13 protein-coding genes are annotated in these 22,797 nt (G+C 49.8%); 7 read left to right on the forward strand and 6 right to left on the reverse strand.

What is annotated here, in order from left to right:
• Positions 1-515 precede the first annotated feature (515 nt).
• Positions 516-959 carry a transcriptional regulator MntR gene (gene mntR / locus JIN82_RS10995; RefSeq protein ID WP_200311697.1) on the reverse strand — a complete coding sequence of 148 codons (444 nt, stop codon included), beginning with the start codon at positions 957-959 and terminating at the stop codon, positions 516-518.
• 266 nt (positions 960-1,225) lie between these two features.
• Here mntR and clpB point away from each other — a divergent pair, with 266 nt between their 5' ends.
• Both clpB and JIN82_RS11005 read left to right on the forward strand, forming a co-directional pair.
• Positions 1,226-3,802, forward strand: coding sequence for an ATP-dependent chaperone ClpB (clpB, locus tag JIN82_RS11000; RefSeq protein WP_200311698.1), 2,577 nt, complete (start codon positions 1,226-1,228; stop codon positions 3,800-3,802).
• Positions 3,803-3,915: 113 nt separating this feature from the next.
• A complete protein-coding gene (locus JIN82_RS11005; RefSeq protein WP_200311699.1) occupies positions 3,916-4,800 on the forward strand; it encodes a PIN domain-containing protein in 885 nt (294 codons plus the stop codon).
• 4 nt (positions 4,801-4,804) lie between these two features.
• Here JIN82_RS11005 and JIN82_RS11010 read toward each other — a convergent pair whose 3' ends face one another.
• Positions 4,805-5,005, reverse strand: coding sequence for a four helix bundle suffix domain-containing protein (locus JIN82_RS11010; RefSeq protein WP_234041945.1), 201 nt, complete (start codon positions 5,003-5,005; stop codon positions 4,805-4,807).
• Positions 4,956-5,363 (reverse strand): four helix bundle protein, encoded by a 408-nt coding sequence (locus JIN82_RS11015; RefSeq protein ID WP_200311701.1) that lies wholly within the window; start codon positions 5,361-5,363, stop codon positions 4,956-4,958. Before JIN82_RS11015 ends, JIN82_RS11010 begins: the two co-directional genes overlap by 50 nt.
• 134 nt (positions 5,364-5,497) lie before the next feature.
• Between JIN82_RS11015 and JIN82_RS11020 the strand changes: the two genes are divergently transcribed.
• Positions 5,498-6,277: an SIMPL domain-containing protein gene (locus JIN82_RS11020; RefSeq protein WP_200311702.1), complete on the forward strand. Its 780-nt coding sequence runs from the start codon at positions 5,498-5,500 to the stop codon at positions 6,275-6,277.
• A gap of 76 nt (positions 6,278-6,353) precedes the next feature.
• Positions 6,354-10,130 (forward strand): ATP-dependent RNA helicase HrpA, encoded by a 3,777-nt coding sequence (gene hrpA, locus JIN82_RS11025; RefSeq protein ID WP_200311703.1) that lies wholly within the window; start codon positions 6,354-6,356, stop codon positions 10,128-10,130.
• A gap of 82 nt (positions 10,131-10,212) precedes the next feature.
• Here the strand turns inward: hrpA and JIN82_RS11030 are convergent, their stop codons facing one another.
• Positions 10,213-14,775, reverse strand: coding sequence for an Ig-like domain-containing protein (locus JIN82_RS11030; protein ID WP_200311704.1), 4,563 nt, complete (start codon positions 14,773-14,775; stop codon positions 10,213-10,215).
• A gap of 323 nt (positions 14,776-15,098) precedes the next feature.
• Between JIN82_RS11030 and JIN82_RS11035 the strand changes: the two genes are divergently transcribed.
• Positions 15,099-15,509 (forward strand): SufE family protein, encoded by a 411-nt coding sequence (locus JIN82_RS11035; RefSeq protein WP_200311705.1) that lies wholly within the window; start codon positions 15,099-15,101, stop codon positions 15,507-15,509.
• A 141-nt stretch (positions 15,510-15,650) separates the two neighbouring features.
• The gene (gene rimK, locus JIN82_RS11040) at positions 15,651-17,042 is read left to right on the forward strand and encodes a 30S ribosomal protein S6--L-glutamate ligase (protein WP_200311706.1); all 1,392 of its coding nucleotides are present in this window, start codon (positions 15,651-15,653) and stop codon (positions 17,040-17,042) included.
• 56 nt (positions 17,043-17,098) lie between these two features.
• On the opposite strand, the gene JIN82_RS11045 is transcribed toward rimK, so the two are convergent.
• Together JIN82_RS11045 and JIN82_RS11050 are read right to left on the reverse strand one after the other, a co-directional pair.
• A complete protein-coding gene (locus tag JIN82_RS11045; RefSeq protein WP_200311707.1) occupies positions 17,099-18,745 on the reverse strand; it encodes a glycoside hydrolase family protein in 1,647 nt (548 codons plus the stop codon).
• A 45-nt stretch (positions 18,746-18,790) separates the two neighbouring features.
• On the reverse strand, positions 18,791-21,334 hold the full coding sequence (locus JIN82_RS11050; protein WP_200311708.1) for a glycoside hydrolase family 31 protein: 2,544 nt from the start codon (positions 21,332-21,334) through the stop codon (positions 18,791-18,793).
• Positions 21,335-21,728: 394 nt separating this feature from the next.
• Here JIN82_RS11050 and can point away from each other — a divergent pair, with 394 nt between their 5' ends.
• Positions 21,729-22,367 (forward strand): carbonate dehydratase, encoded by a 639-nt coding sequence (gene can, locus JIN82_RS11055; RefSeq protein ID WP_200311709.1) that lies wholly within the window; start codon positions 21,729-21,731, stop codon positions 22,365-22,367.
• The last annotated feature ends 430 nt before the right edge of the window (positions 22,368-22,797 follow it).

Here is a 22,797-nt window from a genome sequence, read left to right on the forward strand (position 1 = left end):
TGATGTGTCTCGTTTAGTGGATGCCAAAGAGCATAACCCAGCATTTCTGTGTTGGGTTTTTGTTTAAGCCCGTTGATAGATTGCTAAGAGTAGTCTGTCTCTCGCTGGTAATTTTCAGCTTAGCTGTGCATCTTCTCAAACGAGAGGCGTTCATTGACCATATAGTCATGAGCTAGCTGTTTTGTAGCTGATAGGCCGTCAATCGTTTTGGATATGTTGCTACTTTTAAAGAGTCTTGTGAAAAATGAACCATTCTGGGCTATGCGCTCAAATTGCACGAGGTAGACATTTTCTCCAACAAGATCTACCGAGATATAATCAGCATCCGATCTTGATAAAACTAGGCTAACGCTGGCGTCTTTGTGCTGAGTTGTAAGTTCGTGAAGCAGCCCATCCAGATCACTAATTGAAATGCTATCAATCTCTCTGTGATAAGTATTTTCTATAAAATCAGTAAACTCAGCTTTCATTGAAGACAATTGTTACGCGTAGTTGATGTAGGGGCAATGCTCATTCTAACTCTCCGGCAGTGACATCTGAGAGACAATCTCTTTCAGCGTCGCTGGATTAGTTTCCAGATGTTGGGTTAGGGCGCGGATGGCTTCTAGGGTAGCGCGTGAGACGTGGTGCTCCATGCCTTCGACGTCGGCGTAGATAGTTTCCTCAGCGATGCCAAACAGGCGCAGGAAGCGTGTTAGCATTTCATGGCGCGCGATGATAGCTTTGGCAATCTCGGTGCCTTGCTCGGTGAGGGTGATGCCACGGTAGCGCTCGTAGTTGAGCAGGCCTTCGGCGTCGAGTTTCTGCAGCATATTGGTCACGCTGGATTGCGAGATGCCGAGGTTGCGAGAAATGTCCACAGCGCGGGCGTACCCCTTTTGTTCCATCAGGTGATAGATTTGCTCGAGGTAGTCGTCGCGGGCTACGGATCCGCTTGTGCGCTGTGGTGTGGCTGCCATAGTTTGTGGGATGATGTGGCCAGCTGTGGCGGCTGGCGCAGCTATTGTGTACGTAGATTTCGCCAAAGTGCAAAAGAATCTCGCGAAATCAGCTCATTTTCCTTATCATGAACAGTGGATTTTTTCATTCAGCCGAGATCGTTGGGAAAATCATAGCAAAAAAATAATACAAAATTGGTGAACAAATAGTTGCTATGATGACGCCTTAGTAGTAATAAGTAAGCAAATAAATGTTTATCACAAAGACTAGAAAGGAAATTTAAAAAATGAGACAGGACAAATTAACAGTAAAACTACAAGAGGCGCTGCAGTCGGCCCAACAGCTGGCGATGAAGTCAGCGCATGCAGAGCTGAAGAGCGCACATGTGCTCTTTGAGCTGCTGCAGCAAGACGGCGGAATCATTGCTCCTATATTAGAAAAAGCAGGGGTGAATGTGACCCAACTGAAGGCCGCTACGGCCAGCCAGCTACAAAAAGAACCAAGCGTGAGTGGTGCCAGCTCGCAGCCGCAGCTTAGCTACGGCCTGCGCATGGCGATGCAGGAAGCGGACGACCAGCGAGAGAAGTTAGGCGATGAATACCTGAGTGTGGAGCACTTTGTGCTCGGCGCGCTGAAGAGTGATAGCCCCGCTGGGAAGCTGCTCAAAGATGCAGGGCTGGATGAGAAAAAACTCATGCAGGCGCTCAAGGATGTGCGCGGCAGCCAGAAGGTGACCGACCAAGACCCCGAAGGAAAATATCAGGCATTAGAAAAATACGGTCAGGATCTAACTGCGTTAGCTAGAGAGGGGAAAATCGACCCGGTGATTGGTCGCGACGAAGAGATTCGCCGCGTCATGCAGGTGCTTTCGCGCCGCCGCAAAAACAACCCCGTGCTCATTGGTGAGCCAGGAACGGGTAAAACTGCCATCGTCGAAGGACTAGCTAGACGTATTGTTAGCGGTGATGTGCCGGATGCCATGCGCAACAAGCGGGTGGTCACACTCGATCTCGGCGGCATGATTGCTGGTGCTAAATACCGCGGTGAGTTCGAAGACCGACTCAAAGCATTTCTTAAAGAAGTGACGGAGTCTAACGGTCAAATCATTTTGTTCATCGACGAGTTGCACACCATCGTTGGCGCAGGCGCGAGCGAGGGGGCGGTGGATGCTTCTAACTTGCTGAAACCTCAGCTAGCGCGCGGCGAGCTACATACTATTGGCGCTACCACGCTGGACGAGTACCGCAAGTACGTGGAAAAAGATGCGGCGCTAGAGCGTCGTTTCCAGCCAGTCATGTGTGCCGAGCCATCGGTGGAGAGCTCGATTGCGATTCTGCGTGGATTGCGTGAGCGCTACGAAGTTCACCATGGTGTTAGGATCAAAGATGGTGCGCTGATCGCAGCGGCTACGCTGAGTGATCGCTACATCACCGATCGATTTTTGCCCGACAAGGCAATTGATTTGGTCGATGAAGCCGCGTCTCGCTTGAAGATCGAGTTAGACTCAATGCCTACGGAGATTGACCAGATCGAGCGGCAGGTGATGCAGCTGGAAATGGAACGTCAGGCGCTGGAAAAAGAAGATGATGAAGGTAGTAAAACTCGGCTGGAAAAAGTCTCCGAAGAGCTGGCTAACTTGAAAGAGAAATCATCTGGCTTGATGGCTCAGTGGCGCAACGAAAAAGACGTTATTGATGTTGTTAGGAATGCTCAAGAACGCATTGAAGAACTGAAAAATCAAGCGGAACAAGCCAAGCGGCTGGGTGACCTGAACCGTGCGTCTGAGCTGACCTACGGGGAAATTCCAGCTGCCGAGGAGGAATTCGAAAAAGCCCAGCTGAAGCTCGAGCAGATGCAGGGCGGCGAGCGCATCCTCAAAGAGGAAGTGACCGAAGAAGACATCGCCCGCGTGGTGGCTAACTGGACAGGTATTCCCGTCAGCCGACTGCAAGAAGGTGAGCGTCAGAAGTTAGTCAAAATGGAACAACGACTCGGTGAGCGTGTGATTGGCCAGAAAGTGGCGGTGAAAGCCGTCTCTAACGCCGTGCGTCGTGCGCGAGCTGGCATGCAGGATGAGAATCGACCTATCGGCTCGTTCCTCTTCCTTGGGCCGACTGGTGTGGGGAAAACTGAGTTGTCTAAGGCGCTAGCTGAGTTCTTGTTTGACGACGAGGGCGCCATGGTGCGCATCGACATGTCTGAGTACATGGAGAAGCACTCGGTTTCGCGGCTGGTCGGAGCGCCTCCAGGATACGTTGGTTACGAAGAAGGCGGCCAGCTATCAGAACACGTTAGGCGTCAGCCGTACTCGGTGGTTTTGTTTGACGAGATTGAAAAAGCCCACCCAGATGTATTTAACATTCTGCTGCAAGTGTTGGATGATGGACGCATCACTGACGGTCAAGGTCGTACGGTAGACTTCAGGAATACCGTGCTGGTGATGACTTCTAACATTGGTAGCCAGTTCATCGTCGACGAACCTAACGCCGAGCAACGCGAAAGCAAAGTGATGGGGGCGCTGAAAGCTCATTTCAGACCTGAGTTCCTCAATCGCATCGACGAGATTGTCACCTTTGATCAGCTCAAACGCGAGGAGATCACCGAGATCGCCGAGCTCCAGCTGGACCGTGTGCGCAAGCGCCTAGCCAAACAAGGGCTCGGACTCGCGCTGAGCAGTGATGCCAAGGAGCTGATTGCTAACGAAGGTTACGATCCGGTGTACGGTGCGCGTCCGCTCAAGCGGGCAATCCAACACCACTTGCTAGATCCGCTCAGCTTAGAAGTGCTAGAAGGCAACTTTGTCGACGGCGACGTGATCAAAGCCGATGTCGTTGGAGATGCGCTGAGCTTTGGCAAAGAATAATTCCAGCTAGCTGGAGAAGAGCAAAAGGTCGGGGAGAAATCCTCGACCTTTTTTTGTTTATATCGAATTAGTCATCGTCATTCATTCCTGCTTAGGCTAATCAACTATTTGTTATGTTATGGGCCTTTGTTGATTTTGAGAATGTCGGGACACTAGAAAACCTTGAGCTAGGTAAATACCAGAAGGTGATTATTTTTTGCGGACCACGGCATAAGAAAATCAACTTTGGTGATATTCCTACCGATTCGTTTACTCAGTTAGAGCTTTTGAGGATGGCGTCGACTGGAAATAACAATTTGGATTTTCATCTAGCCATGTACCTAGGTGTTCATCATATGCAGGCGGCGAAAGTGACGGAGTTTCATGTGATTTCCAAAGATAAAGGTTTTGATGGCATTGTGGCGCATTTGAATTCGATTGGTCGCCAATGCAAGCGGGTGAGCATCAATGAGGCTACGAAATCTACGGCGAAGAAAGCAACTGCGAAGAAAGCCACAGCGAAGAAAGCCACGGCGAAGAAAGCCACAGCGAAGAAAGTCACAGCGAAAAAAGTCACAGCGAAAAAAGCCACAGCGAAGAAAGCCACAGCGAAAAAAGCCACGGCGAAAAAAGCCACGGCGAAAAAAGCCACAGCGAAAAAAGCCACAGCGAAAAAAGCCACGGCAAAAAAAGCCACGGCAAAAAAAGCCACAGCAAAGAAAGCCACTGCAAAGAAAGCCACTGCAAAGAAAGAAACTGCGAAGAAGGCCACGGATGAAATACCTACTGATTACGAGTTAGGGTTTTTAAAAGCAGCTGGCCAGCTGCAAAAATGTAAAGCTGACTCGCGACCTAGCAGCAGGGGGAAGCTGATCAACTGGCTGAAGAATAAATTGAATAATGACCAAATTGATCCAGCTAGAGTGTATGCAGATTTAGTAGATAGGAGCTACATTTCGCTCGTAGATAATAAGCTACAATACGGTGTCTTATTACAAGAGCCTCAAAAGACTAACTAATACATCATCTAGCTGAGCGGTGCTGTGACCTAGCGCGGTACATTTGTTCTTTGATACCGCCTTTGGTGACAGTGTCGTTTTCTAGTTTTTTGATTTTCCTGTCTAGCAAGTAGTTAGCTTGGTGGGTTAGGCACACACCAATGTTAGCGACGACATCAGCTGGGCGCTTCGGCAAATTCTTGGTAGCAGCTGGCGTAGTTTTCATCGTCGCGTTGGGCTAGCTGGCGGACATAAAGTGCCTGTTGGCTATTTTTTTCCCAAATGGTGAATTTGCGTATGCGCAGGAAGTCTAGGTAGTCGACGAGTAATTCTTCTAAGCTCGCTCTGGCGACGTTGGTGAGATTGAGTTCCATTTCGGTGGAAGTTTTGGCGGCTTTGGATCCCTCCGCGATGTTTTGTTTGCCTGAGCGAGCGGCTTGGATCATTTGATCAATCGTGCGGTCACCGCGGCGTAAAAACCGCTGACAAAAAGTATAGGTGAGGTCGTAAACGATTTCCGCATTCTGGTATGAGAGCAGCTTTTGGTAGTTTGCAGTTTTTGGGAGAAATGAATGATCGGCCATGGGATGGGGAGCTGGTTTGGTTATTTGCAGGCTGGTGATAAGACCTAGGAAAAACGCCACAGGCTAACACTTTTAGGGTAGCTGGTCTAGCTGGCCCACTTGAGAATTATCATATTGGCGGTAAGTTGCTATTTATGAAGTGGTGGTTGCATATTTTAGCCAGCTGGAGCATCAGCTCATTGGCTATCGCAGAGGTGATGGAGCCGCCGCACGTGAGCGTGGTGGGATCGGCAAAATTGGAATTATTTCCCGACTACATGGAGTGGGTATTTGTTGTGAATACCGAGGGCGCGGATCCTGAAATCGTGGTATCCGAGCAGAAGGAGAAGATGAAGTATGTGAAAACATTCCTTAGCGGCAATGGGATCTCGATTGAAAACATGCGCATTTCCCGTGTGCGTCTTAACGAGCTGGCTGGCAGCAATGGAGGCAAAGGGAAAGAGAGCTATCGGGCGATCAATACCGTAGTTTTTACCAGCACAGAGTTTGGCAAATATGAGGTAATCTGGGTGGGCCTGGCGAAGATGCCTAGCGTGAATATTCAGACGGTGGATTTTGAACTCAATGACGAAAAAGAGCAACAAGCCAAGGCGCGCGTAAAGGCGATAGACGCTGCCAAGCTGAAGGCGCGGGCGATGGCGGGCTCGCTGGGCATGGCGTTAGGTGAGCCGATTTTGATAGAAGATCACACTGGCGCGGACCGCTACATTCACGGGGTCTTGCCAGCACTAGATACAGAGACTGATGGCACGGGCGTATCGCCCACCCGCGGCACCATTCCTATTCGCTCACTAGTGCAGGTGAAGTTTGCTATTTACCCACAAACATCTGATGACGAAGAGCCATCTGCGCCTGCCACAGGAGCGGCAGCCAAACCGACACCAGCCCGCGGCATCCAGTGGAAACGTAAATAGTCGCCAGCTGGAAGACGAGTGATGGGGAAATATCCTTGAATCTTGTGGGCGATTGCGTACCTCTCTGGCTACCGCGATGCCTATTGATCCAGCCACCATTGCCTATCCTGAGTTACCCGTCAGCAGACGCCGGGAAGATATTTTGCATGCCTTGGCTCGGCATCAAGTGGTTGTTGTGATTGGCGATACCGGTTCGGGTAAAACTACTCAGCTGCCAAAAATGGCGCTCGAATGGGCAGCCTCCGTGGGCGCTAAAGGGCGTGTCGGTTGTACCCAGCCGCGACGAATTGCGGCGGTGAGTGTGGCCAAACGTGTCGCCGAAGAACTTAAAGTCCAGCTGGGAAATGAAGTCGGCTATCAGGTGCGCTTTGATGAATCATTCAACAAAGAGACTGAGGCGAAGTTCATGACTGACGGTATCTTGTTAGCTGAAACTCTCAGCGACAAAGATCTGCGTCAGTACAGCTGCATCATGATCGATGAAGCGCACGAGCGTAGCTTGAATATCGATTTCTTGCTCGGGTATTTGAAGCAGCTGTTAGTGCGGCGCAAAGACCTCAAGCTGATCATTAGCTCGGCAACGCTGGATGCTGGTGGATTTGCTGAGTTTTTCAATGACGCACCAGTACTGGAAGTGGAGGGGAGAACTTTCCCAGTGGATTTGCAGTACCTGCCGCAGCTGGATCGTGAAGATCTAGCTAGCCACGTGGCGCGTGCAGTGGACGATCTATCGAAAAAGGACAAGCTTGGTGATGTGTTAGTCTTCTTGCCAGGTGAGCGAGAAATCCGCGAGGTGGCTGATACGCTAGAAGGGCGTCAGTATCCGCGCACGGATATTTTGCCATTGTTTGCTAGATTGGGAATTGGCGACCAACAGCGTGTATTTACGCCAATGAAAAGTAGGCGGCGAATTGTGCTGGCTACTAACGTGGCCGAAACATCACTGACGATTCCGGGCATGGTTTATGTCATTGATAGTGGTATTGCTAGAGTGAGCCGCTACAGCCCGCAGAGACAAATCCAGCGCTTACAGATTGAGCCAGTTTCCCAGGCCAGTGCGCGTCAGCGACAAGGCCGATGCGGTCGTGTTTGTCCGGGTGTTTGTGTGCGCCTTTACGATGAAGAAGATTTCCTCGAGCGCAGTGAGTTTACCGATCCTGAGATCAGGCGGTCCGCTCTATCAGGTGTGATTCTGCGCATGATGGCGCTGAAGTTGCCTGAAATCACCGAGTTCCCATTCATTGACCCACCAACGGCCAAACACGTTAGTGAGGGGTATCGAACCTTGCGCGAAGTGGGCGCTATTGGTGAAACGCATCAGCTAACACCGCTGGGTAGAGATCTCAGCCGACTACCTGTGGACCCTCGTCTTGGGCGCATGTTGCTAGAAGGTTATCGCGAAGATTGTCTCGCTGAGATGTTAGTCATTGTGTCTGGACTCAGCATCATGGATCCACGCGAGCGGCCAGCTGAAAAAGCGCAAGAAGCCGATGCCGCGCACGCAAAGTGGAAAGATGTAGATAGTGATTTCATGTCGCTGCTGCACCTGTGGCGGGATATCCTAACTTTCCGTGAAGGCAAAAAGTGGAAACGCAACCAGCTGAGAAAATTCTGTAAGCAAAGGTACCTGAATTTCCGTCGCGTGCTCGAGTGGGATAACCTGCAACGCGAGCTCACACGAATCTGCATTCAGACATTTAGGCCGCAGCGCCGTCGCCGAGGCAAACGTGAAAACCAGCCAGCTGAGAATCCTCAGCCAGAGCTCAAGGTCGAGCTGGCGGCTGAGTCTAACGGACTGGCTGCTTACGAAAATATTCACCGCAGTATTCTAGCTGGGGTGCCGCGGCAGTTTGGTATTTTTGAAAAAGAACGCCGTGGCTACAAAGCCGCTGGTGGGCGTGAGTTTGCTGTTTTCCCTGGTTCAGGCTTGTTCTCACTGAAGAAGAGCCCTGAGTGGTTGTTAGCTTTCGAGCTGGTAGATACCAGCCGTGTATGGGCGCGAAAAGTAGCTGTGATGAAGCCTGAGTGGCTGGAAGATATTGCACCCCATTTGTGCCGCAGCCAGTACCACAGCGCGATGTGGGACAAAAAGCACGGTGCAGTTTATGGTAAAGAGACCGTGCTGTGTGGCGGGCTGAAGATTATCATTAACAGACGCGTTCATTATGGTCGTGTGGATGAGCAAGCTGCTCGCGAAGTCTTTATTTTAGAAGGTTTGTTAGGTGGTGGCTTGCGTTCCAAACCACCATTTCTCAAACACCTCAATAGGCTGAAGACCGAAGTGGAAAGCCTCGAGCACAAGCTGCGCCGCGGTGGTGGTCTCTGGCATGACGAAGGGGTAGTGGAGTTTTTCCAGAAGTTGATTCCAGCTGGAATGTGCACGGCAAAGGCATTTCACCGCTGGCGCACGAAGCTGGAAAATGACAATCCAAAGGCGCTTTTTGTGCCTATCGGCGATGTCGTCTACGAAGAGTTAGGCGATGACCTGACTGCTGCATTTCCAGACATTTTAGTTCACGGTGAGCAAGAATATCAGCTCTATTACCGCTACGCGCCGGGGGAAGTGGATGACGGTCTAACGATAGGCGTGCATATCGACCAGCTAGCTGGAATTCCATCTTGGCTACCGCAGTGGTTAGTGCCGGGGATGTTGGAAGAGAAGATTTATTTCCTCATCCGCTCATTGCCTAAGCAAGTGCGCATCAGCTGCAACCCTGTGGCGGAGAAGGCGGAAGAATTTACTGAGCTTTGGTGGTCGCAGCAGCCCAAGCGTGGATTGTTAGTTGAACTGGCTGATTACCTCAGTCAGAAATCTGGCCAGTGGGTGGAGCCGAAGATGTTTGATGTGAATCGCTCACCTGACTACCTACATGCCAAGCTGTGGGTTTATGATGATGACGCTAATGAACTGGCTAGCGGCAATGACCTCGACAAACTATGCCTGCAGTTGGCTGATGTGTTAGGCGAGCGGGTTGAGAAAGCGGTATCACAAGCGTGGGAGAGCACAGGCATGAAAGGCTGGGAGTGCGGAGAGTTACCTGAGCAAGTGGTGGCAGACAATGGCACGGGCGCGATTGGTTTCCCTGCCTTGTATTTTGAAAAAGAATGGTCATTTGGCGTCAAGGTGCCGGTTTATAAAATGACCTCTGATAGGCTGCATCGAGTTGGCTGCGCGAAGTTGTTTGAAAAACAATACGGTAGCCAAGTTAGACATTTGCAGAAGCAATTTCCTTTAGGCTTTGAAGGCAAGATGACCTTGCCATTGCTCGGTGCCGATGGTGGCCGCAACTTTGATGATTTGGTCAACTTAACGGTGGTTTCCACCTTGGGCTACCCGCTGGCACGGGAGGCCAATGGATTTGCGCTGGCTGCTGAAAATGCTAGAGGCGAATTGCACCACATGGCTAAGCAATGGGCCGAGGTGATAGAAGAAGTGATTTCACTGCACCGTGAGGTCAACGACTGGGTGGAGAAAAACCAGTCTGATAGACATCTTGGTGAAGTGGCTGATGATTTACGCGACGAGATGGCATTTTTGCTGCGCGCTGGGTTTATCGAGCGCGCTGGCCCACGTCTAAAAGAATACCCACGTTACTTCAAAGCGATGGTTCAACGACTGCAGCGCATCGATCAGTTTCCGCTGATCAAGGATGTGGAGAAGATGGACCAACTGCATCCGCTTTGGGATAAGTGGTTAGATGCCGTTGATGCCAATACGGATAACGAAGACCTCGATGAGGTTGGTTGGTTACTCGCTGAATATCGAGTGAAGTTATTTGCTCCGAGTTTGCCGGTTGCTGGAAAAGTCTCTGAGAAGGTCATTAGTCAGCAGCTAGATTTGCTGAGTAAATAATCCAGCTAGCTAGATAAAAAATTCCCCATGTCAGCTGGGTCAGCTGGCACGGGGAAATTTGGTTAAATATATAATCGGCTAACTACGGCGTCATGCGTAGCAGTTGGAAGTCGTCGAAGAGGATTTCAGCGGCAGGAGAGCCAGCGTCCCTGCTGCGAACTCCAGCTGTTGTTAGCGTGATGTCTAAGATCTTCTCTGTATCTTCGCGTTTGCGGAAGGTGATGTAGATATATTCATCACGAGTTTGGTTACGTACAGTCTGCCCGTATGAGGTGCGTGACGGTTTGTCGTCAGATGTCTTCTCGCGGAAGCTCGCATTGATGTAGGCATCGGCATTTTCCATTTGTAAACCAGTGACTCTAACGCGTGCACGATAGCGTGTGCTGATCGGGTCCGCTGAGACATCAAATCTCTGAGAGACGGTTGCCTCTGGTCGTTTGGCCTTTTTATTGATGCTCATCTTGAGAGCGTGATCGCCATGATAGGCTTTACTATCTTTAACGACCTTGATGGTGACTTCAGAAGCTTTGTCGGTTTTCCAGCCGGTAAGTTTGCCGGACTCAAAGCTTGGATTCTCTGCTGGGACTAGCGCACCCATGCGCACGGCTGAAACGGCAGCAAAGCTGCTGGTGCCGTTAGGGAATAGGCAAACGTGCATGTAGTTAGCTCCAGCTGGTTTGCTAGTAGCTACTTCTAGCTCGGCGATAGAGACGCCCTGGTTGATCACTTTGGATTCTGCATTGCTGATTGTTCCTGTGCCGAGTTTGTCGTCCTTATCCCAGATGACAAAGAGTTTGCCGGCACTAGGTTTACCGCGTGTGCTGCTAGTGATGGCTCTCACTTTGTACTCAGTGCCTTCAAATTGATTAGAGACATCGACGGTTTGATAGACGGCTCCGCGGTTATTGCTGGTTACCGTAGCTACTCCACCAGCTAGGCTAGCTGAGTGAGCTACTTTAGCGGTGGCATTGCGGAATGGTTTCCAATGACTGAGTTTTTCTGAGAAATCTCCGTTAGCTAGATAGAGTGGTGAGCCTTCAGCTGGAATGGTGCGGAAGTGTTTGTAGTTATTGCCAGCTGGAATGGTGAATGGCGTGAGCTGAGCGCCGTAGCTATCCCAGGCTCTACCGTCAGTACTAGCGAGCACGCGTTGTGGGCGCATGTCTGAGAAATTCAGGGTGACTGAGCCATCTGTGTTTTTGTTGATTTCCAGCTCGCGGTAGAGGTTGTTAGCAATCGCTGAGTCGATGATGCCCGGTTGGATGAGTTCGGCCAGTCCGTGTGCGCCGAAGTGAACGTCAACCATGCCCCAGCGGCTGTGAGACCAGATGAGTTTCTCATTAGAGTGACGTCCTAACATGTGAGCACCTGGTTTGTCTGAGAACGAATACATGTGATCGCGTTTGTCTTCGCGGTAGGCCATGTATGCCCCAGCTACGGCTACGGCGTCAGAGTAGATACCGCGGGCGAGCAATGACGGGAAGTGAGTTAGCGTGTTAGTTGTTTTACGCAGTGAGCTGGCTTCGAATCCATCGCCGAAGTTACCAGCTGAGAATGCGCCGAGGTAGTGTGGTGCTTGATCATCTGACCAGGCGGAGAAGCCCATGCAGAAGTTGATGAAGTCTTGGCGCCATTTTGGTGATTGGCGGTAATTTCTGAAAATGATGTGACCGTAGGTAGGGACAAACATTGGGTGACCCCAGTGGATGGTAGGTTCGCCTTTGAGGTACTCAGAACCGTGCGGAACTTTATCTACATCGTGAAGGAAGTCTACATATGGCTGGGTGCTAGTATGGTCAATGGCGGCGGCCATTTCTGCATACATGTAGCTTTCCTGATAGTTTGGGCCACTGCGGCGAGGTCTATTCCAGTCTGAGAATTTAGGACCGTGTTGATCGTTAGACATGGTGACGATGCCGTACTCACGGATTCTCTCGGCGACATTTTTGATATCGCGGTTCACCTTATCGATGCCTGCGGCGATCACCTTATTGTCTGGGTAGCGGTGTTTGGCGTAGACGGCGGCGCGCATGAATTTGATCATTTCATAGATGTCACTGAAGTCGCGTCCACCATCGCCAGTTTTGATATTGTAGTCGTAGAGCAGGTGACCTTCGATGAGTTTTGGTTTGAGGCCATCTGGGTGCAGACCCGCGTAGCGAGTGATGATTTTTTCGATGATCTCTTCGGTATCGGTAGCGCCGTTGATTTCTTCATCGAGGATGAACATGAGTGATTGCCAGCCAGCTGAGCCAGTGTGACCTTTGATGCCAAAGTACATCGTGCCGCAGGCTGAGTTGACCCAGCCTTCAGGGGTGTCGCCTGGCCACAGGTTGTTTTTAGCAAGGACGATGTATTGGTTAAACTCATCGCGCAGCCATTCTTCGAAGTCCATTTTCTGATCGTAGCGATCTGAGGTCATGGAAAGTGGTGAGTCGCTAGATGCCGTTAGGATCTTGCCTCCAGAAGTAGCTGCAATATCAATCCACGGCTGGGTAACTACGGCGTAGTAGTTGGCCACTGGCTGGCGCGCGCGCAGGCTAGTAGCTGGAAGGTGAAGGAGGGCGGCGCGGTCGCCAGCGCGTTGCAGAATGAATAGACCTTCTTTGTTGTCGTTGCCGTAGCTGCGGGTGAAGCTGATAGACTGGATGTTTTTGATGCTATAGAATTTGTATAGCTTGAGGTCTTTCTGGCATGGGGCAGCGTAGAGAGTCTCTGCGGTAGATAGATAGAGAATGCCATCAATGTCATCGACCGCCATGCTGGTGACCATTTTTGATGGTTCCTGCGCAGGCAGGGTGACTTTGCTTAGCTGTTTGCCTGTCTTATCATTGCGGTCGGCTTTGTAATTGATGATTTCGCCTTGGGCAGTGGATAGATAGAGAATACCAGCTTGGTGAGCGAGGGCTGTTTTTTGGAATGACCCTGATGTATTGAGAGCGATATTAGAAAGGAAGCGCTCGGTTTTTTTTGTATTGATGTTGAATGAGACGACCGCGCCTTTGCCGTTGTCGCCTTGCACGCTGATGAAGAGCTGGCGGCCTGAGGCGGTGAAGGCGAGCGCTGATGGTCCTGAACTGCTAGAGGACAGTGAAACACCAGCTGCCTTGGCTAACTCGTCGCGGGTGAATGATTGAATCATCTGGCCGCGAATGTCGCGGATTTCCACTGCATAGTTGCCCTGTGGGCTGGCGGCTGCGTAGGCGCCAGCAATTCTAGCAGCGGCGACGATTTCAGCTGGTTTGTCTGAGCTGAATGGCCACGATGCTGGAATGGTATCTTGCGCTGGTTTGGCGGCAATTTGTTGCGCTGTAAGCGGCTCGCGATTCGTAATTTCTTCGATCTTGATGTTATCGATGTGAATTCTGTTTGAGGCGTTAGCTTCGTAGTGCCCGAATATCAGATAAGGCTGATTACGGAAATAAATGGCTGGTGTTTGGAATTTGCTGTGGCGCTCTTCTGCTTTCTCATTGAAGAAATAGCTGTGGAAGATGGCTTTGCCAAAGTCTGGGTTAGAATCTACCAGAGTTGCATCTGGCTTGCCGTCCCAGAGGATGACGTGGGTCTTGCTAGATGCCTTTTCTGCGCCGTGGTCGAGCGAGATCTGGTAGGATTTACCTGCTTTAAGATTGACGGGCACGGCGACCCAAGTTCTACCAGCAATGCAGAGGTTATTACCAGTTGTGGCTGAGCTGAAGACTTGCTTGCTGTCATTGTAGGTAATGCAGTTTACGCTGGAAGTTCTGCTGCTGCCACCCCAGAGCCACGGAGTGATAGGCAATTCACCAGACTCTTCTCCTTGGACTAGGCGAGTGGATTTTTTCTTCGCTAATGATTTGGTCCAGTTATCGCCGTCAAAATTTTCTTCGAAAGCAGTTTTTCCGGTGATAACTGGCTGCGGAGTATTGTCGCGAACAAACACATTCACTTTGAAGTTTTCGCTAGACTGTTGGAAGTTAACGGTGACTTCGAAGTTATCGATGCCAGAAAATCCGCTCTGAGGCTGGTAGTTAATGCTCAGTTGTTGTGGATTAATCGTTAGGCTGCCGTTTTTCGGGTCGAGTTTGCTTTCGATTCCTTGGATGCCGTTAGCCTGTGGAAAGTAGGCCTGAGTGGTAGCGGCGGCGATATGTAAGACACCATCGTGGCGAAGTGAGAAATTAGCGCTTCCTGGGCCAGAAATCACAGCTGGCTGGATGATTTCGTCGCTTGGCGCGGGTGGCGTTTCGTCAAAGTCGACTGCGTCGATGGTTTTGGTATCGGCAATGCCGGTGTAATCTTTTTTCTCATTACCTAAGGTGGCTTCAGTGATCTCGCCGTCGTCTTCAGCTTGCCAGTGAGCTGCGTTAGAGAGTCTAGCGGATAGCTCGCTATCGTCGGCTTCTGGGCGCAGGCTGCGTCCCTGAATGATGGTTACTTTTTTGCCGCTCGCGTCACCAGAGGTTTCATTTTCAGCGATCTGTGTGTCTGCAGCCTGAGCGTCATCTGCGACTTCTTCTTCTGGCTGGGAATTGGTAATCGGTGGGAAGCCAAAGATTCCTGCGATAGAATCGCGTTCTACGTAGCCAACGGCGCAGAATACCAGAAAGAGGGCGGTGTAGACTATTTTGTTGGCCGTGGATGTGCGAGGCTTCTGTTGATACATATTAAAAGTTTGGGCTGCGAACTAGAGGTTACTGTGAGGATATAGGCTGAGCTTTGTGCGTTCTCAATATTGGCTTATTTGTAAGATGGCATGGATTTGCTAGCTTTCATAGCCTCAGAACTATCGAAACTGTGGCTTATTTTATCATTTTATAAACGTAATCTGATGAATTGTAAGGTAAATCGAGGTAGCTGAATGAGTTGGCCAACCCGCCAGATGAGATGAAAAAAATAAATTATAACTAACGATTTCATAGCAATTGGCTGGCGATAAAGAAATTTCGTTGCAAACTGGCGTATGCTAGCTATCTGTGCTTTGAAGTCATGAGCATTGCTGAAAAAGAATCTGAATTATTGGATGAACTGGGTCTGTTCCAAGATTGGCAGGAACGTTATGAATACGTGATCGGCTTGGGCAAGAGGCTCTCGGCGATGGATGACTCATTGAAAACTGAGGATAGAAAAATCCAAGGTTGTCAGTCGCAAGTCTGGCTAGATGCTAGCTTTGAAGATGGCAAAATGCGCTATGTTGCGGATTCTGATTCATTGATCACTAAAGGGATGATCGCGCTATTTATCCGCGTGTTAGATAATGAGACTCCGGGTGATATTTTGCAGTCCGACATGAGCTTCATTGAAAAAACTGGGCTCAAGGAGCACCTTGCCCCGACGCGCGCCAACGCGCTCAACCTAATGGCTACGCAGATGAAACAGCGTGCCCTGTCGTTTGCCTAATTGGCAGAGGACCATTTTGACAATTTTGTTACACAACTTGGATTCTTTCTAAATGAAAGAGGTCTATACGCGCCCCTATGATTGGCCAGCTCGCGATTAACGGGCTGGACTGATGCGTGAGTAATCTGATTAGATAAAAATATGAAAAAGCACATTATTGGCTCTGAAGAGTGGTGTGGGTTTCCCACTCTCGGCATTCCCGCAATTAAGGCTAGAGTGGACTCGGGGGCTAAGACCTCTTCGATTCACGCATTTAACATCACCACTTTCCGCCGAGATCATGAGCTCTGGGTGAGCTTTGAGGTGCATCCTATTCAAGACGACCGCAAGACGGTGGTGCGCTGTGAGCGTCCCGTGGTGGATAAACGTCGGATCAAAAGCTCGTCTGGTAGTACCGAGTCACGCTACGTGGTTGCGGCTACTTTGCTGATTGCTGGGGAAAATTACGAGATTGAGCTCACTCTAGCAAACCGTGATTCCATGGGCTACCGCATGCTGCTAGGGCGCGAGGCCATGAACGGGCGCATGATCGTAGATCCATCTGAGAGTTTCCTGATGCGCGATGTATCACGTGACGAGTTGGATGAATATTATGGCAAACCTGAGCTGCCGCAGGGGGGATTGAAAATTGGTATTCTAGCCAGCAACCCTAATCTCTACAGCAATAAGCGTCTGCTAGAAGCTGGGCAAGAACGAGGCCACGACATGCAATTTCTCAACATCAAACACTGCTACATGCGCGTGGATGATAAGGCGCCAGAAGTTCATTACCGCGGCGGGCGTATCCTTAACGACCTCGATGCGGTGATTACGCGCATTCGTCCTAGCATGACTTTTTACGGATGTGCGCTGGCTCGCCAGTTCGAAAGCATGGGCATTCACACAGTGAATTCATCATCCGCGATCACGCAGTCGCGCGATAAATTATTTTCTCTCCAGCTGATGTTGAAAAGCGGCATTGGCATTCCAACAACAGGTTTTGCTAATTCGCCGATGGATACTGGCGACCTCATCGATATGGTGGGCGGCGCGCCATTGATTGTGAAATTGCTAGAGGGTACCCAAGGACGAGGCGTGGTGTTAGCTGAGACTAAAAAGGCAGCGGAATCGGTGATCAATGCCTTTAAATCGCTGAAGGCAAACTTGCTAGTTCAGGAGTTCATTAAAGAAGCATCAGGAAAAGACCTGCGCTGTTTTGTGATTGGCAACAAAGTGGTGGCGGCGATTGAAAGAACCGCAGCACCAGGAGAATTCCGCGCTAACATCCATCAGGGTGGATCTGCTAGTGTGGTGAAAATCACTCCTGAAGAACGCAAGTTAGCAATCAAAGCGGCTAAGGCGCTCGGGCTTAAAGTGGCTGGCGTGGACATCATCCGCTCGAAAAAAGGGCCATTGTTGTTGGAGGTGAACTCTTCACCGGGCCTTGAGGGGATTGAGACTGCGACCGGCAAAGACATTGCTAGTATGGTCATTACATCCATCGAGCAAAAACTCCGCTGGCAGCGGCCGATTGGCTTGCAGCAGGATGCTTAAGTTGTTCGTCGAAGTTTTTCATCCAGCTGGTGATGGTGCCAGCTGGATGATGATTTTTAATGGGTTTGGTATTTTGGATAGAAGCTGGCGCTCAGCGTACCTTTGACATTGTCATCTATCTGAATATTGATTTTTTTCTCCTCATACGGCTGCATTGGATCTAGCTGGATTTCTTTCACCAGTTGGTCGCCGAGGTGTAGGCGAAGTTTGCTAGGATTGCTCGTTGTTAGGCCAAAGTTTTTCACGGTAGTGACGGCTTTGCCATCAACGATGCTGATAGGTGCAGCGACAAGCACAGCTGGGTCATCAACAAAGCCCGGAAGCCGAGGGTAGGCGAAATAGACTGATCCGTCACTGCGCTTGCCGAGGATTTTGCCAGTAAAGCTATCCTCGGTGAAACCAAAGTTAGTTCCTTTGAAAGTGACTATGAGGTCCGCGCCATCGGCTGCAGAACTTAGCGCCTGCACGGCTTTGCCGTAATCTACCAGCTTAGGATCACCAAACTGCAGCGACTTGATATCGACGTCAGTTAGTGGGTTGAATCCATCTTCGGCAATGAGTTTGATTTTCACCTCGTTAGTTTCCGGGGTGAGTCTGTCCTGATTTAGAATCTCGCATAGTCCTTCGACAACGAGAGGTAAGGTGAGGTGTTTGCTGCTGTGATTATCACTGCCAAGGTCAGCATCCTTTTTCACATCAATCATAGCAACTGATAGGTGAGTAGCGCGCCCGTGGGCATCTTGCACAATCTTTGGGCGCTCAGCTTTATACCAGTCAACTAAGGTGCCATCAGTATATCTTTCTATCTGTTGGGTGTAGGCGATGCCGGGGTCGAGCTGCCAGTTTACGCCGTCGTGACTGCGCAGCTTGATCGCTGTACGAATTTGCCAGTAGTTGAACATCAGGTGGTACTGGTGGCCAGTTTTCCAGATGGCGGGATCTTCTGGCCCGCATCCACGGAACGGGATGGTGTCGGTCACACTAATTCCTTCTATAGCCTGCAGTGGATCTCCTGAAGAGGCGATGCCTAGGTCACCAGCTCTTGAGCAGAAGAGAATGCTGCCGTCTTGGCGAATAACGATAGATGGGTTAGCTTGGATGCGGCGAACCCTGTGCCAGTTAGGTGACGACGAAATTGTGCCGAGGTCTTCCCATTTGCCATTAACGTCAGTGCCTTCGGTGACGTGGATGAGTCCTTTATTGAGCCACAGAGCATAGCGACCATCTTTCAGGCGGTGAACCTCAGGGTTGTGGCCAAGTCCATCTCGCAGATAGGGGTAGGCTGTGCCTAACACTGTCCATGGCCCAACTGGATCATCGGCGACCGCGTGAGCAACTTCTGATCGTGGCCATTGCCAGTGGCCTTTTTTACTATTTTCAGGCCAACGCGCTACAAAACAATGATATTTTCCATCATCTGCTAGAAATACATTGCCGCCCCAGTAGGACCATTCAGCATCTTCAATGCCGAGGCTTGGGTCGCGTGGTTTGCTAGTATCCGCACCCCACACATCATTGCGTAAACCATTCTTACTTGTTAGTGGAAGGATTAGGTCTTGAAACTCGGCTCCGTTAACGAGGCCTTCTGAGTTGCCAATGTGGCTAGGTAGTTGGTTACTGCTAGATGCCTTTTCTTCACTGGCTGAGAGTGGCGCTAAAAGAGCCACTGCGGCAATGGATGTGACGATGAAATGCGGGTTCATTGATGTTAGTTCATGAGGCTGGGGGTTATTTGTTGATGTGAGGAATTATTCGCCTGACAGCGATTTGATGACTACGTCGATTGCCTCACCCGTATATTGTACGGTTTTTGCGACCTTTGGCGTCACCTGATCCATGGAGTCGTTCATCAGCGCAATATTGAGTTTGCGTGAGTTTACCATTCCAGGATAACTACCCTGGCGCTCGCCAATGGATAGAGTTTGCTTTGCCTCGTCCCAGCTGATTTTCCAGGTAGAAAACTGACCCTTTTCGTAATTGTAGTTATCCCCCTCGTCTTCATAGACGGTGAACTCGCCATCGCTGCCTGGATAAACGCGGATGGTCCAGTCGGCGTCGAGGTTTTCACCAGTGTGCTGGACGACTGGGCCCTCTGGGATGATAGAGCCAGCGCGCACATATAGAGGCATGGTTTCTAGCGGAGCATCTGCGGTGATTGTTTGTCCGCCTGTAAGCTTTTTGCCAGTCCAATAATCATACCAGTCAGTGTCGTTAGGGAGATAAACTTCACGTGTCTTTGCAACATCTTTGAGCTCTGTAGATTCAGCGCCGTAGTACATTGGCGTGACAACTGGGCAAACCATGAGTGCTGGGCCATACATGAATTGAGTTTTTATATCATGAACCTTCGGGTCTTTGCGGAAATCAAACGCTAACAAGCGGGTCATGGTGTAGTTATTATGACTAGTCTGGCCAGCGATAGAATAGGTGTAGGGCATCAGCTTATAACGCAATTCTAGGTATTTGGCCAAGGTGTCATAAAATGGAGTGCCGGGCTCACCGAATTGCCAAACTTCGCGCGGGGTGTCGGTACCATGGCTGCGGAACATAGTAAGGAATGAGCCGTACTGGAACCAGCGGGTATAGAGCTCACGGAAGCCTAAATCTGCAACGCCTTCTGGGTAGATGCCGTCTCTAAACCAAGTACGCTTACTAGGTTTAACAAAAAACGCGCCGATGTCGTTAGTCCAATATGGGCTACCCGTGACGGTAAAGTTTAGACCGCAAGGGATTTGTTGTTCTAGCACTTCCCAGCGAGCAGAGATGTCGCCTGTCCAGCTGATCGTACCGTAACGCTGTTGGCCTGCATATCCAGAGCGCGTGAGGTTAACAACGCGCTTTTCTTCGCTGGTTTTGCGTTGGTTTTCGTAGATCCCTTGTGAATGATAGAGTGAGTATGAGTTGAGTTTTTCTCGCCCTAATGTTGCCCGTTGAGATGCGATATTAATGTCACGTCTTTCTTTAGGTGATAGTTTTGTCTTGCCCGTCCAATCGGCTTCTATCGGCTCAGTGCAATCACACCACCAAGCATCGATGCCGTGTTTGAAAAGGTTGTCGTTAGTGTACTTCCAGTAGAGTGAGCGAGCGACTTCATTGTAGGCATCATAGGTTTTGCCATTGTTGAGCATGAATCCCTTCTCCGCCATATCTTTGGGTTCTGGATGATCTCCTTTAATGTGTGGCCAGATAGAAAGCATGATGTGAGCTCCAAGTTCATGCACGCGCTCACACATGGCGGTAGGATCTGGATAGCTTCTTTCTCTAAATTGTTTAATGCCCCAGCCAGTCGGCCAGTATTTCCAATCTTGTACAATGATATCTAGCGGAAGCTTACGCTTACGATATTCTTCGACGATGGAAATGATCTCGTCTTGACTCTTATAGCGCTCTTTAGATTGCACATAACCAAACGCGTAACGTGGCATCATTGGTGCAGAACCAGTTAGGTCGCGGTAGCCTGCGACGATGTCGTCGAGTTCAGGCCCGTAGATGAAGTAGTAGTCGAGGTCTTGAATGGCGTCTAGATCAATGAAACTGCCTTCCTCAGTATCGTTAAATTGTATTTCGCCGCAGGCGTCATAAAGAATGCCGTAGCCATTGGTAGAAACAATGACAGGAATGGCAATTTTCATATTCTGCTGGTAGACATACTGCAGGCTGCCTCGCAGGTTGAGCACGTTTTCTTCATGTGAGCCCAGGCCGTAAATGGCCTCATCATCGGCCCAGTTGAAGTTGTGTTTGACTGACCACGCTTTGGTAGTTTTGCCGGTTTCGACGATTTCACCTTCGACACGTCCGCCATCAATGGTTGCCACTTCTTTGGTGTCTGTTAGTTTGAGTTCCGTAATTTCAATGGCCTCGAATTTTCGAGGACTATTGGGCTCGCTGAGTAGGGGGCCGTCGGTAGTGCTTAAAAAGCTGAGAGCGCTGGTTTTTTTGTCTACTTTGATCTGCAGTTCGCCAGCTGAAATAATAACGGCACCGTCTTGCTCGTTGACCTGAGCGCTAGTTTCCACATCGCGCGGCAGGACGATATTGCTGGTGCTGGCGGTAAAGCTAGGGTTCTGGGTGACACGGACACGAATGAGTGAAGGACTAACAAACGAGATGTCCATCTTGCCTTGCTCAAGAGTCATCTGTGCGCCATTAGATCTAGCATCTACCGACTTCACGCTATTTGGCGCACTCTGCGCAAGGCTAGTCATGGGCAAGATCGCTAGAGTTGCAGCCGCGATTATTTTTTGTTTAGGGTGGAATTGATGTATGGGAATGATCTTTGTTAGTGCTTTCATGGTCAGATTTTCATGCCTATTGGTTAAATGTTCGGAATATGAGGAGCCATTCACCATGGCCTTATGCATAAAATACAGTCGTTTGGGAATTATTATTTCTCCTATATGAATAAATTTTTCAACTATGTTGATTTTAATCACCTAAATGCAATGGCTTAGCTGGAGCTCATCTATGAATAGATGGTGAAATGTGAGTTTTTTGTGAGAGTTATTATTTCCCACTTATCTTGCAAAATCCATGTTTTAGCTAGGATGCGTAGCGCGGAGTGAGATTGTGGCTAGCAGTAGAGAAATACGAAATCGTTAAAGATATAGCTAAAGCTGCGCTTAAATGACGTTTTTTAACGCGAATTTTTCTTTACCCTAGTGCGCGGGTGAGAATAGCGTTCGCGGGATGAGCAAACACAATTCCCTAGAACACCTGTTGGAAAAAAATCGTGATTGGGCAGCCGGCGTTGAATCTGAACGCCCTGGTTTTTTCCAACAGCTCTCTCAGCAGCAGACTCCTGAGATCCTCTGGATTGGTTGTGCAGACAGCCGTGTGCCAGCTAACCAAATCGTCGACCTCCTACCCGGCGAAGTCTTTGTTCACCGCAACATTGCCAATGTCGTGGTGCATTCAGATTTAAACTGTCTTTCTGTGGTTCAATACGCAGTAGAAGTTCTTAAAGTAAAACACATCATTGTCTGTGGTCACTATGGCTGTGGCGGTGTGCAAGCAGCACTTACCGGCCAGAATATCGGCCTGATTAATAACTGGCTGGCCCACATCAAAGACGTCTATCGCATGCACCAGAGCGACATTGATGCGCTGGAAACAGAGAAGGAAAAAGTAGACCTATTGTGTGAGCGCAATGTTATCGAGCAAGTTGCTAACGTCAGTCAAACAGCCATCGTGCAAGATGCTTGGAACCGAGGCCAAGAGCTAACGATTCACGGATGGGTGTACGGCCTAGACAATGGCCGCGTGAAAGAGCTCGGCTGCGCCAAATCATCTACTGATGATGTGCTGCCGTCTCACCGACTTGTCTAATTAGACTGGCAATATAAAATTTCTATCCAGCTGGGTGTCTTGCCTAGCTGGATTTTTTTTGCAGCGAACTGCCTAATGATTATTTCCTATGGTGATTGATTCGCTGGATGCTTTATTTTTTTGACTCAAATACTTTCAGGCCTGAATCAACTACCAGCTAGTTCTGGCTAGCTATTTGCATAGGCAGCTCATTACTAGACACACAAAAGCCCATCCGTGGGAGTGGATGGGCTGGGTTGTGTTTGTTGTTGTTGCGTGGGAACTCAGTTGGGCTGAGTTCTATTGGGGTATGCGTTGTCACGCATGATGTTGGTGCTTTGGGGGGTGGGGTGACATCAGGTATTGCCATCATTTCAGCGTTAGATTGCAGAAGCCATGTCGAATACCCTTGTTACTGGGAAACTTCATAGCAATCCATAGTGCTTAGGGA

Origin of the sequence: Persicirhabdus sediminis (assembly GCF_016595495.1) — a bacterium.
Taxonomy (GTDB): domain Bacteria; phylum Verrucomicrobiota; class Verrucomicrobiia; order Verrucomicrobiales; family Akkermansiaceae; genus Persicirhabdus; species Persicirhabdus sediminis.